The sequence below is a fragment of the Streptomyces sp. NPDC055400 genome (assembly GCF_053644375.1).
On the sequence record NZ_JBSHLM010000001.1, the window covers coordinates 673,816 to 685,842 of the forward strand.

General features: G+C 66.1%; 17 protein-coding genes. 12 read left to right on the forward strand and 5 right to left on the reverse strand.

Annotation, left to right across the window (positions count from 1 at the left end; genetic code table 11):
* The first annotated feature begins 463 nt into the window (after positions 1 to 463).
* From ACWIGU_RS02890 to ACWIGU_RS02925, 8 genes are all read left to right on the forward strand, one after another.
* Positions 464 to 730 carry a hypothetical protein gene (locus ACWIGU_RS02890; RefSeq protein WP_454396711.1) on the forward strand — a complete coding sequence of 89 codons (267 nt, stop codon included), beginning with the start codon at positions 464 to 466 and terminating at the stop codon, positions 728 to 730.
* A gap of 19 nt (positions 731 to 749) precedes the next feature.
* Positions 750 to 938, forward strand: coding sequence for a hypothetical protein (locus ACWIGU_RS02895; protein WP_454396714.1), 189 nt, complete (start codon positions 750 to 752; stop codon positions 936 to 938).
* A gap of 213 nt (positions 939 to 1,151) precedes the next feature.
* Positions 1,152 to 1,403 carry a hypothetical protein gene (locus ACWIGU_RS02900; RefSeq protein ID WP_454396716.1) on the forward strand — a complete coding sequence of 84 codons (252 nt, stop codon included), beginning with the start codon at positions 1,152 to 1,154 and terminating at the stop codon, positions 1,401 to 1,403.
* The gene (locus tag ACWIGU_RS02905; RefSeq protein WP_454396717.1) at positions 1,400 to 1,720 is read left to right on the forward strand and encodes a VRR-NUC domain-containing protein; all 321 of its coding nucleotides are present in this window, start codon (positions 1,400 to 1,402) and stop codon (positions 1,718 to 1,720) included. Before ACWIGU_RS02900 ends, ACWIGU_RS02905 begins: the two co-directional genes overlap by 4 nt.
* 158 nt (positions 1,721 to 1,878) lie before the next feature.
* Positions 1,879 to 2,091, forward strand: coding sequence for a hypothetical protein (locus ACWIGU_RS02910; RefSeq protein ID WP_454396719.1), 213 nt, complete (start codon positions 1,879 to 1,881; stop codon positions 2,089 to 2,091).
* Complete coding sequence (locus ACWIGU_RS02915; RefSeq protein ID WP_454396721.1) at positions 2,091 to 2,375, forward strand: hypothetical protein; 285 nt, start codon at positions 2,091 to 2,093, stop codon at positions 2,373 to 2,375. Before ACWIGU_RS02910 ends, ACWIGU_RS02915 begins: the two co-directional genes overlap by 1 nt.
* Before the next feature lie 177 nt (positions 2,376 to 2,552).
* On the forward strand, positions 2,553 to 2,951 hold the full coding sequence (locus ACWIGU_RS02920; RefSeq protein ID WP_454396723.1) for a hypothetical protein: 399 nt from the start codon (positions 2,553 to 2,555) through the stop codon (positions 2,949 to 2,951).
* Between the two features lie 56 nt (positions 2,952 to 3,007).
* Positions 3,008 to 3,826, forward strand: coding sequence for an inositol monophosphatase family protein (locus ACWIGU_RS02925; protein WP_454396725.1), 819 nt, complete (start codon positions 3,008 to 3,010; stop codon positions 3,824 to 3,826).
* Between the two features lie 131 nt (positions 3,827 to 3,957).
* Here ACWIGU_RS02925 and ACWIGU_RS02930 read toward each other — a convergent pair whose 3' ends face one another.
* Positions 3,958 to 4,215, reverse strand: a complete 258-nt coding sequence (locus tag ACWIGU_RS02930; RefSeq protein WP_454396727.1) for a hypothetical protein — start codon at positions 4,213 to 4,215, stop codon at positions 3,958 to 3,960.
* Positions 4,216 to 4,566: 351 nt separating this feature from the next.
* Between ACWIGU_RS02930 and ACWIGU_RS02935 the strand changes: the two genes are divergently transcribed.
* On the forward strand, positions 4,567 to 4,875 hold the full coding sequence (locus tag ACWIGU_RS02935) for a hypothetical protein (protein WP_454396729.1): 309 nt from the start codon (positions 4,567 to 4,569) through the stop codon (positions 4,873 to 4,875).
* Between the two features lie 80 nt (positions 4,876 to 4,955).
* Here ACWIGU_RS02935 and ACWIGU_RS02940 read toward each other — a convergent pair whose 3' ends face one another.
* Together ACWIGU_RS02940 and ACWIGU_RS02945 are read right to left on the reverse strand one after the other, a co-directional pair.
* On the reverse strand, positions 4,956 to 5,150 hold the full coding sequence (locus ACWIGU_RS02940; protein ID WP_454396731.1) for a hypothetical protein: 195 nt from the start codon (positions 5,148 to 5,150) through the stop codon (positions 4,956 to 4,958).
* A gap of 326 nt (positions 5,151 to 5,476) precedes the next feature.
* Positions 5,477 to 6,130 (reverse strand): hypothetical protein, encoded by a 654-nt coding sequence (locus tag ACWIGU_RS02945; protein ID WP_454396733.1) that lies wholly within the window; start codon positions 6,128 to 6,130, stop codon positions 5,477 to 5,479.
* Between the two features lie 98 nt (positions 6,131 to 6,228).
* Here ACWIGU_RS02945 and ACWIGU_RS02950 point away from each other — a divergent pair, with 98 nt between their 5' ends.
* Both ACWIGU_RS02950 and ACWIGU_RS02955 read left to right on the forward strand, forming a co-directional pair.
* Positions 6,229 to 6,897 (forward strand): ParB/RepB/Spo0J family partition protein, encoded by a 669-nt coding sequence (locus tag ACWIGU_RS02950; RefSeq protein ID WP_454396735.1) that lies wholly within the window; start codon positions 6,229 to 6,231, stop codon positions 6,895 to 6,897.
* A complete protein-coding gene (locus ACWIGU_RS02955) occupies positions 6,894 to 8,333 on the forward strand; it encodes a methyltransferase domain-containing protein (RefSeq protein ID WP_454396737.1) in 1,440 nt (479 codons plus the stop codon). Before ACWIGU_RS02950 ends, ACWIGU_RS02955 begins: the two co-directional genes overlap by 4 nt.
* Positions 8,334 to 9,051: 718 nt before the next feature.
* On the opposite strand, the gene ACWIGU_RS02960 is transcribed toward ACWIGU_RS02955, so the two are convergent.
* A complete protein-coding gene (locus tag ACWIGU_RS02960) occupies positions 9,052 to 9,393 on the reverse strand; it encodes a histone-like nucleoid-structuring protein Lsr2 (protein WP_454396739.1) in 342 nt (113 codons plus the stop codon).
* Positions 9,394 to 9,767: 374 nt separating this feature from the next.
* On the opposite strand from ACWIGU_RS02960, the gene ACWIGU_RS02965 reads away from it, so the two are divergent.
* A complete protein-coding gene (locus ACWIGU_RS02965) occupies positions 9,768 to 11,291 on the forward strand; it encodes a methionine--tRNA ligase (protein ID WP_454396741.1) in 1,524 nt (507 codons plus the stop codon).
* Between the two features lie 177 nt (positions 11,292 to 11,468).
* On the opposite strand, the gene ACWIGU_RS02970 is transcribed toward ACWIGU_RS02965, so the two are convergent.
* Positions 11,469 to 11,822, reverse strand: a complete 354-nt coding sequence (locus ACWIGU_RS02970; protein ID WP_454396743.1) for a GNAT family N-acetyltransferase — start codon at positions 11,820 to 11,822, stop codon at positions 11,469 to 11,471.
* Between the last annotated feature and the right edge of the window lie 205 nt (positions 11,823 to 12,027).

The window sequence follows — 12,027 nt, forward strand, 5'->3', positions numbered from 1 at the left end:
TTCCAAGTCCATGGCCGGACATCATGGCCTGCCGGTTGTCTGCCGCGCCAGGCTGACGTCGTGCCGGGCAAGTCGGCCGTGATCGAGGTCACTTCGGGGAGCTGGACACCGCTACAGTGAAGAGTAGAATTCACCTATAAGGGTTGAGGGTGGGAAGGCCCCGGCCATAAGCAGCGAGGAGCATCGTGTTCACCACCCCGACCGCAGTGGACGCCTACGAAGTCCTCGGCGCCACCGCCCCCGAGTGCAACGAGTGCGAAGGATCAGGGGTGATGACCTACTGTCACGGCCCGTACGAGCGGGAGCGGGAATGCGATCACTGTCACGGCTTCGGTCGCCGCCTCCCCTGCCCGCACTGCGCCGACGGCACGCAGCCCGGAACAGGCGACACCTGCCCGACCTGCGACGGGTACGCCTCACTCCATTAACCCCAGATAGGTCCCAACTAATAAGGAGCCAGATTGTGAATCTCGGAGATTCCCTCGCCCACGAGGCGCTGACCACAGGAACGCGCGCCACGCAGTCGGCAGCACCACCCGGGGCAACCCGTCTGGCCATCACCCTGCCCAGCGGCGGCATCCAGCACTTCGAGCGACCCGCTGCCGGCACCCCCGAGGACTGGCGCGCCACCGACTTCGAGGACACCGGCGCAGGCTGCTCTTTCGATGAGCCCGTCGCTGCCGAATGGGGCCGCGGCCTGGACGCCCTCGCCTCCGCAAGCACCCTCTGACCAGCAAGGAGACACGCTGATGAGCCTCGCAATGCGCACCGCCGTCACCCCCGTCAAGCCTGTCCCCGAGGGCAAGCTCCGACTGTTCGGGCAGGTGGTCAACCATGCCGCCGACCCGCTCACCGGCGAGGAACTCAACATGGTTCGCTGGGACGGCGCACTGAAGGCCCTGCCGTACTACGACGACGAGCTCGCTATCGTCGACTGAGCACACACCCGATCTTAAATAGGTCGCGATAAAAAGTCGTGCTAGGTTCGTGATCGTTGTCGAGCCCAGGCACGGCCCGACCACCACCCGACTTCCGGACGGGCAGCGACCCCCCGCGCCCCGCCCGCCCGGAACGGCTCGTCAGATACGAGCCACCCCCTGGGCCGGGACCCGCACCCCACTGCGAGTCCCGGCCCACCCATGGAGACCCAGATGCCTGCTGGAACAACCGGATGCGACGACGACCTCTACGAAGCCCTCATCGCCGAGCGATACGGACGGCCGATGAGCGAACTCCTCCAGGAACAGACCCGGCACCCGCTGCCGGAACTCCTCAAGGAACGGCACCGTCGCCCCACACCCACACACCCTCAGCCAATAGGGATGCCGGACCCCGAAGCCGCCGCGCACAGGGCCGCCCTCGAGGAGGCCATCGCTCCCAGGCCGCGCCGGAGGATCGCGTGACCGAGGAACAGTTCCGCCGGCACGTACGCCATCTCGCCGCCCTGCGCGGCTGGACCCTCGCCTACCACACGCACAACTCGCATAGGTCTGACGCCGGATGGCCCGACGAGGTCTACGGCCACCCCAAGGCCAAGCGGACTCTGTTCGTCGAGTTCAAGTCCGACACCGGGCGCATACGAACCGCCCAGCGCGAATGGCTGCGCCACCTCGCCGACTGCGGGTACGAAGCGGCCCTCTGGCGGCCCAGAGACCTCGCAGCGATCGTTCAGATCCTCGCCCCCGACGGACCCCGCGCCCACCTTCCCGATAACTTCTGACAGGACACACGACTTCCCGTGCTCGACCGCACCAACCGCCACTCCGACGTCCCGCCTGCCCCCGGCTCCATGTGGTGCAACTCCTGCGACAGCTGGTTCAACGTCATCACCAACACCTGCCGCTGCAACAACCGCTGACCTCATCGAAGAAGATCCTCGTGAACGCCTCTGATCGCGCAGCCGAACCTGCACGCACCGCACCCGCCCCGTCGGCCCGCGTCCAGAGCGCGCCCACGGACACGGACGCTTTGGACGAGATCGCCCACCTGGCCAACGTCCTCTGCGACCACCTCGCAGACGACCAGTGGCGCACCGCTGTTCAGATCCGTCACCTCGCCGAGACCGCCAGCCTGAGCACCGGAGCCTGTTGATGCACGCCCGCTTCGAAGCCCTGCCCGCCCAGCGCCGCAGCCAAGAGGCGTACGACACCGCGGAAGCTCTGCGCGGGCGGCCAGGCGAGTGGGCGCACGTCGACGGCCATCCCAACCTCAACCGGGCTACCAACCAAGGCCACCGCATCCGTACCGGCAAGCACGCCGCGTTCCGCCCTGCGGGGGCGTACGAGGCCCAGACACGCAGCACCAGAGACGGCGCCGACGTCTACGCCCGTTACGTCGGCGCACCCGCCGAGCAGGAGCCCGAAGACCAGTCGTGACCGCTCCCTTCCCCTACGGGTGCGGACAACGCACATGACAGTGCTACGGAAGGTGTGCCTGCGATGCGGCGCCCACGACGGCCATGCCGTCGAGCGTGGTGATCGCGCACGAAGGGACTCCGTCGTGCAGCAGGCTGACCGGCAGAGCATCGTCGCCGGCCAGCACCGCGGACGAGCGTGCTGGAGCCGGTGAAGGGCTCCATCGACGCGATGCGGCGCGAGGACCTGGACGCGCCGCCGAAGCAGAAGCACACGATCCCGCGGATCATGGAGCGTCTGGCCGCCAAGCACGACTTCGGGCTGGCTCGCCCCACCACCGTCTACGACTACGTCGCGAAGCGGCGCCCCCAGATCAAGGCGGAGGCCCTGGAGGGCCGCCGGCATCTGGAGGGCGTGGTCCCGCAGGCGAAACGTCCCGGCGAGGAAGCGGAGGTCGACTTCGCGGACTTCTGGCTGGACCTGGCCGGCCAGCGCGCCGGATCACCTTTCGCTGCACGCTCATCCAGACCGGCACCGAGTCCTATCGCTTCCAGGCCACCCAGGAATCCCTCTCCGAGACAGCGAAATGACGGCTGAACTATCCTGACAACTGGCCTCCAGCCTTCGCCAGAGCTCCCTACACTCTCGTGTCCATGACCGCGATCGAGGATCTTGAACTCATCCAGCAACTGGCTGACACAGCCGACGGCATCTCCGCGAAGTACTTCGCCGCCGGCGCCGTGCCAACGCAGACCAAAGCCGACGGCAGTCCGGTCACCCAGGCCGATCGCGAGGTCGAGCAGGCCCTCCGTGACCAGCTCCGGGGCAACCGGCCCGGCGACCTCGTCATCGGCGAGGAACTCGGCAGCCACGGGACCGCATCACGGCGTTGGATCCTCGATCCGATCGATGGAACAGCCAACTTCTCGGCTGGCCGCCCCCAGTGGAGCACTCTCCTCGCGGTCGAAACGAACGGCGAGGTGGTCACCGGCATGATCTCCGCGCCGGCGCTTCGGCGACGCTGGTGGGCGAGTCGCTCAGCCGGGGCGTGGACCAGTTCAGCCGCCGGTGAAGACTGGGGGCCTCGTGAACCGTTGGCCGTCAGCTCGATCGCGACACTCGACAGGACGACAACCGCCATCTGGCCGCTCGCCTCGTGGGTGCCGCCACAGCGCGCCGCAGCAGGTCGGCACCTGGTCGAGCTCAGCGCGAACGGCGGCCCGCTGTCGGACTGGGCCGATGCCTGCCACGGGGCCATGCTGGTTGCCGCCGGAGTGGTAGACGCCTTCTTCCACATGGCCGCCGACCCCTGGGACATCGCCGCCGCCGTTCCAATCGTCGAGGAGGCGGGAGGGATGTTCAGCGATCTGGACGGCGGTCGCAGCCTCACAACGCGCGCGGCCATCTACACCAACGGCCGCGTTCACTCCCAGGTTCTGGACGCGTTGCAGTCCACTGCAGCGGAGTCGTGACGGGCAAGTCACCGTCAGGAGCGGGCCCCCTGATCGCGTCTTGTCAGGGAGGCGACCCCAGGGCCCGCCCCCACACGCTATCGGCCGCGCTTGCGTGCGCGGCCCCGGACACCCCGTCCCGGCGGTGAGGGTCACTCGATCAGCGGCTCCCGTTCTCGTCGGAGATCACGCGGCACTTCCGAGTACATCGCCGCCACGAACGGCCAACCCTGGCTCCCGACGCCAGCAGAGAAGTGGTCCTCATACGACCCGACGAAATCACCACGGGGCGGTGCGCAGCTGTGCACCGGTATGGCGAGGCCACTGCCGGGGACCTCGTCGCCCAACGTCGTCAACGTGTGCCACTGCTGGCGCAGTTCGTCGGCCCTCTCCTCGCCGTGGTCACCCATGGGTGTCACTCCCTCCGGTCAGTGATCTTGAGCATCCCGTATATTCGTGCTGTCTGACCTCCTTTCAGGAGATCCCGGCTCGGTGTGATCGGTAGGGTTCAGTGGCGGTCGTGGGCTTCTCTGCGCTGTTCAACGGGCGTTCAGGGGCCATTCGCCGGGCGGGATGGGCGCAAGGCCTTGGGCGTCATGTATGGCCTCGTCGACGCCGCAGGCGCTGCAGATGACGCGGTCCTTGGCCTGGGTTAGGCGCGAGGGGGCGGGGCGGTCTTCGAGCGGGCCGGTGCAGCGGGGGCAGGCGGCTGGCATCAGGGCTCCGGGTGTTCGCGGGCCGCGGCCAGGATGCGCGCCGCGGTGCGGGTGCTGACCCGAACACGCTGCATGGCCTGCGACCGCGAGTATCAGCGCGAAGACCTTGATCGCGATGATCGAGGACATCTGTCCTCTTGCACCCCCCAGCCGGACCTTGTTCGCCCCGGCTACGAGCATGCGGATCACGACAGTGGTGCCCGCCGCTTCCTCCTCATGCACGGCCTGAGCAAGTACACGGAGACGGGTGTCATCGGATACCCCTCTCTTGCCACCGCGGAGAAGGGCAAGCGAGTGCTGGACGGGTTGACCTCGAGTTTCCGCGACCATCTCGCCGCACTGGCCGAGGAATAGCTGCCGGCCCAGTACCAACCCGCCGGACGCGGGTGTGGGGACGGCCATCGCGCGGCCATCCCCACACCCGCATCAGAGGCCTACAGGGTCGGCCAGAAGTTCCACCCAGCGATACCCGCCAAGACGGATCCGCTCATGAAGATCACAGGTGAGGCGTACACCGACAGCAGGGTGCGTCGCCCGTACTTGACCTCCAGGCCGGGGCCGAAGTTGATCTGCAGCCCCGGGTCCGGGGGTGACTGCTCGCCTTTGGTTGTGCCATGGTTGGTGGCCACGAGTTGTCCCATCTTTGAGCACGCCACAGCCTTCCCGGCCTCGGAAACCCTGAAGGCGGCGGCGCGACACTCGAGTCCCCTCGGGTATGAGGAGACACAAAAGGGCCCCACCGTGCACGGCACGGTGGGGCCCACTTTGATGTCGAAGACGCTACCGAACGTCAGCGGTCAGGACAAGCCGATCATGCAGATCCGTGGATCTACTGCCGGGCTACTTCAGGGTTCTGCCGGATCATCAGGCCTCTAGGCCGCAACGCGAACGGCGAAGGGTTCGTGCGCTGGTGGCTTGTTCAGCGGTAGCGACGGGGAATTGGCGCGGCCCACAGTCACAGGGCGGAATCTCCGAGCAGCCCGTCCGGGGGTTGCCGCCGGTGCCGGTCGGGGTCGTAGATCGCTGTGAGGAACGGTGTGGCACCGAGGGCGTAGAAGCCGTACTCGAGTTGCTGGTACCACGGCCGCTCGCTCTCCAACTCCTTTGCCACCTGGACTGTGATGCTGCCGTTCCTTTTCTGGCTGTCTGCCATGACGACGAACGATGCGCCCTGGTCTGCGGGGTCGGATGGGTTCATGAGCACGGTGAAGTCCCAGGTCTCGGCCCCGGGGACGTTTGCGCCAGCATCAAGTCGGCGAAGTACGAAGGTGGGTTGCCGATGCAGCACGCTGGACTGGACGCGTATCGCGATGTCCTTGCGTCGTAGGGTCCGCCAAGGGGGCTCGGGGCGCGTGTGGTGAAGATCCGAGAAGAGTTGGTTTCGCAGCTCGGAGTACTCGGCTGCCGCACTGGCGAGTGCACGCGTGTCCTCAGCGAGCTGACGCTGTGTGTCACAACTGTCGAGCAGTTGGCGGAGAGAGTCGAGCCTGTCGCGTATCCATGGTCTCAGGAAGCGATCAAGGCCCCTCATCCTGTACGCGTCTTCGGCGGCCTCCGCAACGAGCAGCGTGCCTTGGCACAGAGCTGCGCGCTTCGCAGCGAGATCCATACGTCCTCCCCGGTTCAGTCCCATCGCTCCGCGATCAGTCTGGCAGGGCGTCGCGGGTGATCACCTAGGCTCAGTGGTGGGCGTGGGGCTGGAGACCCGTGCCCTCTGCCGCCCCCCGCATTCCGGCCTCGCTCTCGGAGCTGGCCGTCCCGGTCGACGAACTGGCCCCGTACCACCGCAACCCGCGCACAGGCGATCTCGACTCCATCACCGAGTCGCTGGCCGTCAACGGCCAGTACCGGCCGATCGTCGTCAATCGCGGCAGCCAGACCGGGCGTCCGAACGAGATCCTCGCCGGCAACCACACCTTCAAGGCCGCGAAGCAGCTCGGCTGGACCGACATCGCGGTCACCTGGCTCGATGTCGACGACGAAGCCGCGGCGAAGATCGTCATCGTCGACAACCGCACCAGTGACCTTGCCGGGTACGACAGCGTGCTCCTCGCGGACATCCTCACGAAACTCCCCGACCTTCAGGGCACCGGCTACGGCCAGGACCAGCTCGATGAGCTGCTGGATGAGACTGCGCTGCCCGCGCCGATCGAGCTGACCTCCGACGGCGCAGATACTGGGGCGGCGGCAACGGTGGACTATCTGCAGTGGGGGTACATGCAGTGGTCCTCCACCCGCGTCCGCATCACGCAGGCCGAGGTGGAACTGCTCGACGCGCTCTACAAGCGGTTCGTCGACGACCACGACTCCGACATGGGCTTCGGCTGGCACGTCCTCAACGACGAGCACCGCGCCGAAGAGGGAGCGGCCGCGTGAACTCCCTCGACGTACGGTTCGAGCCTGCGTACCCACTGGCCAAGCTGCGGCCGGCGGACTACAACCCGCGGCGCCTCTCGGAAGAGTCGTTCGTACGGCTGCAAGGCTCACTGCGCCGTCACGGCGTCGTGAAGCCTGTGATCCTCAACGCGGACGGGACCCTGGTCGCAGGTCACCAGAGGACCAAGGGCTTGAAGGCGATCGGGCAGACCACTACGCCCGCGATGATCCTGCCGCAGAAGGTCCGCCTCCAGGACGAGATCAAGTTCAACCTCCTGCACAACCGCGTCGAGACCGACTCGTCCGTCGTGTACGCGGAGCCGGGACCGATCGGTCAGTGGTGCTGGATTCCTTGGCAGACCATCGAAGTTGAGGAGTCGAGTAACCTTCCCTTCCAGCAGGCGATCGGCTTCATGACCGCAGCCCACGGGCCGTGGGGCTCGGTGGTCATCGACGATCAGGGCCGCATCGTCCTGAACGCGGAGTACGCGGCCGTCGCGAAGACTCAACGCTTCGACATCCTCGCCTGGACCTGTGCCTCTTTCGATGCCGGCCAGCTCGTGGAGGACCTTACTGGCGAGTACGGCGTGTATGACTGGACTGGCCTCGAAGAGCAGGCGCCGGTGTGGAACCAGCACATCGTGCAGCCGAACCGGCTACGCGAGCACTCCTCGAAGGCGAAGGCGGACAAGGTCCGCTACAAGTCCGAGGTGTGGGAGCGCCTCGTACTGCCGTGGCTGACGACCTCGGACCGGGTGGTGGACTTCGGTGCCGGGCACGGTGACTACGCACGGCACCTTCGCGGCAAGGGCTACAAGATCCATGACTACGAGCCGTATCGCACCCTGAAGGGCAAGTACGCCGTCGACATCCGCACGATCGTCGGCCAGATCCGCAGCATCGAACGCGAGTTGAAGGAGAACGGGCTCTACGAGGTTGTGGTCCTCGACTCCGTCATCAACGCCACCACGTCCCTCGACTACCAGCACTGGGTTCTCACCACCGTCAACGCGCTCTGCGCCGCCGACGGGAAAGTCTGCATCGGGACCCGCAACTTGGAGCGGGAGTTGGCGTACGAGAACTCCGAGCACTCCATCAGCCGCGACTCCACCCGGCTATCCTTCCTCGACAGCGAGAACGTCGACATGCGGTTCGTGCGCGGCAAGTGGCAGCGCATCCGCTACCACACCCCCGAGTCCCTCCTCGGCCTGCTGTCTCGGTACTTCGAGGACGTGCAGATCAGCGACACCACCAGGGCCACTGTCAAGGCCGTATGCCGACGCCCCCGAGCTCTACCTCTGGATGAATACCGGCAGGCATTTTCGGAAGAATTCAATATGCCCTATCCCAACGAATTCCGACACAATAAACACAATGAACTTTCGGCAATTCTGCTAGAATTGATCGAGGATAGGAATTCCAATTTGGAGGGGTAAAGGATGGAATTGGGGGCGGACCCGAGCCGGGTTCGCATAGATATCGAAGCACGGGCCAGCTACCGCATCATGTGGCTGGCCGGCATCCGTGAACTCAACCTGACACAGCACTGCCTCAAGACATTCGGAGAATGCGACCGCCCGTACATCAACACCCATCAACGCAGGCAGACGCTTCACCTCTCCGCAGCGAATCCGCCAGTCGCCTGGTATTTGTGTGCGCTACCCATCCCCTGGGACTGGTCCCGCAACGCACACTTGGCATTCGAGCACGCACCCGGCGAAACCTGGGAGGGCGACACCCTCGCACCTGGCCTCGGGGTGCAACTGACCAACGCTCGCCCCCTCCTCGGCTGGGGCGAGCACTCAGTCCCTCCAGATGCACCGAGTCGAAGTTCCAAACGGCACCGGACCTGCCGGAACTGGCAGTTCGCATGGTGGTTGCGCCAGAACCGCGAGATCCCTAACGCGTCACCTCCGCATCTTGAGGACTCCACGGGTGCGGCAGAGCAACTGACCTTGGACTGACGCCTGCGGCTGCCCTCTGCCGAGGGCAGCCGCGTCCCATCGCGTTGGTCGAGGAATTGCCCTTAGGGGCTGGCAGTCCGTTTGGGGCGGGCTGTTGGCGAGGTGGCCCGGCGTAGGCGTCGGTCGCTTTAAAGGCTCGATGGCGGTGGAGCTGGGCTTCAATATTGGAGAACCCAGCTCCTCGCTCGTGTCAGTGAGTTTTCGCGTACGCCTCGCGGACTGAGGCCGGTACGCGACCGCGATCGCTGACTTCGTAGCCGTTCTCCTTGGCCCAAGCCCGGATAGCCGACGAGTCTTCCTTGCTGCCCGTCGCCGCCTTGGCCTTCCCCGTGGGCTTTGCTCCGCCTCGAATCCTGCGGGCGCCGCCAGCCTGGAGGTACGGGTTCAAGACCTCAAGGAGCTTCTCGTAGTTCTCATCTACGAGGTCGATCTCCACGCCAGCCCCGTCAATGAGAATGCTGTGCGTAGAGATATCCGACGACTCCTCGCCGGTCAAGTCATCCACATATGTCGTAATTACCTTCTGTGCCATACGAGGGATTCTACGGCCACCTGAACCCCGAAATGTCCATGATCGCCAAAGATCGATAGCAGAGGACCACAACCGTGCAGGCAACGCTGCCGAGTACCTGCTTGTCCTGCGCATTACGGCTGCGGCCCGCGGTGCGCGGGGACGTCTGCCTGGCTCGTGAATGAGCGACAGGCGAACACCGCCGCTCGGCAAAAATCCCGCCGCAAGGGTAGGCGCCGCTGCTAGCATTCACCGCATGATCGCGCCTTCGTCCCGAATCGAGATGATGCCCCGCCAGCGGGGCTGCTGATACCGGACGCGCGTTTCCGAGGCCCCGAGACGGGGCCTCGACCTGTTTACAGACTCGGAGCTCCGCCTCGCAACTGGAGGTTCCGATGACCGCACCACGGCAATACATCACCACGACGATCCCGTACGTCAACGCCCGCCCCCACTTGGGCTTTGCCCTGGAACTGGTGCAGGCCGACGTCCTTGCCCGTCACCGCCGCCACCGCGGCGATGATGTTCGGTTCCTCAGCGGAACCGACGACAACTCTCTCAAGAACGTCCTGGCCGCCGAGGCCGAAGGCATCAACGTCCAGACCCTCGTCGACCGCAACGCCGAGGCGTTCGCCGCACTGCGGGAACCGTTGGCGCTCTCGTTCGACGATTTCATCCGCACCAGCCGCGACCCGCGCCATCGCATCGGCGTGGAGCGGCTGTGGCGCCGGTGCGCCGAGTCCGGTGACCTGTACCGCAAGCACTACGAAGGCCGGTACTGCGTGGGCTGCGAGCAGTTCTACACCCCTGCCGACCTCGTCGACGGCCGCTGTAGCGAGCACGGCACCGAACCCCAACTGGTCGCCGAGGAAAACTGGTTCTTCCGGCTGTCCCGCTACGCCAACACCCTGCACGAACTGATCTCCATCGGAACCCTGCGGATCGAACCAGCTGCTCGGCGCAACGAAGTCCTCGCTCTCATCGCCAGCGGGCTGCACGACTTCTCTATCTCCCGTTCCCACACCCGAGCCCGCGGCTGGGGCATCCCTGTACCGGGCGATCCAGGCCAGGTCGTCTACGTGTGGTGGGACGCGCTCGGCAACTACGTCACCAGCCTCGGATACGGCGAAAGCGACGAGGCCTACCAACGGTGGTGGGTACAGAGCGAGCGGCGCATCCACCTCGTCGGCAAGGGGGTGGTGCGCTTCCACGCCGTGTACTGGCCGGCCATGCTCCTCTCCGCGGGGCTGCCGCTGCCCACCGACATCCTGGTCCACGACTACCTCACCGTCGACGGACGCAAGATCAGCAAGTCCAGCGGCAGCACCGTCGACCCTGCAGATCTCGTCGACGAGTTCGACACGGACGCGGTGCGCTGGTGGCTCCTGCGGGAAGTCCCCCGAGTCGGTGACGCCGACTTCACCCGGGAGCGGCTCATCGCCCGCGCCAACGCCGACCTGGCGGGCGGCTTCGGCAACCTCGTCAACCGGGTCGTAACCATGATCCACCGCTACCGGCAGGGCCACGTACCCCTGGCCCGTGTCAACGCTCCGGCCACCGATCCTTTGACCACCGCCGCCCGCGACGTCCCGGCCCATATCGATGCGGCCCTGTCCGACTTTGACTTCCGCCGGGCCGCAGCCGCGGTTTGGAGGATCGTGGAGGAGGCCAACCGCTGTATCGACAACACCCGCCCTTGGGAGTTGTCCAAGGCCGAGCAGGGCGGGGATCTTGCGGCCGGGGAACATCTCGACACGGTCCTCGCCGCCCTCGTTCAGGCATGCCGCGTACTGGGCGACCAGTTGCTGCCATTCCTCCCAGATACCGCCTCCCGGATCGCCGAGCAGTGCGCAGAGATCAATGGGAGCCTCCCTCCTGCCAGCCCGCTGTTCCCTCGCATTGCGGAGGGCAGCGCATAGACCCTGGACGTCAGGGCGTCCGGCGAGGGCCGACCGGAGCAGTTGACGCTCGGGTGATCTCCCGATTCGACCCGGGGTCGCCGAAGAGACCAGCGGCCCCGCCCGTCGGCTTCGGTCAGACTCTCCACCGACGATGCGCATACGGGTCGCTCACGCGCCACAGACCGTGCCTCGCGATCAACCTCGCCCCTGAAGCAGGTAGGCCATCAGCGCGCCGGCCACATCGGGGCCGAAGCCCTGGCCGCGCGCCTCAGGAATGAGGAGGACGTCAATGCCCCCGTCTTTCCCGCCTGCGCACGAGTACTGCGCGTACCCCACGGGTCCGCTGCCAGCCAGCACAAGGAACGACTCAACCTGTGGCCGAAGGCGCCCCACGTACTTGGCAGCTACCTCATCTCGGGCCAGTGGCGTGCCTCCCCAGTGCTCAACGAAGGCGGCACTGGCGAACCAGCCCGCCAGCAGGTCAAGATCCTCCTCCCCAACGGGGACAAGGCGTGTCAGTTCCCCTTCGATCGACATCGCGGCGGGCATCCGGCAACTCCTGATTTCGAGAGAGAACACGAAGGGACGTGCCCACCGTAGGCGCCCCAGTGGTCGCAACCTTCCGTTAGGAGGTCCTTAGACGAGTGCCACCCATCACTATCGAACATGCGTTCTCCGGGAGGCGCCTACTCATCACCCCGCCATCGCCCCGTCGAGGCCTCGCCTTGTACCTCACACGAGGCCATCGGCGTAC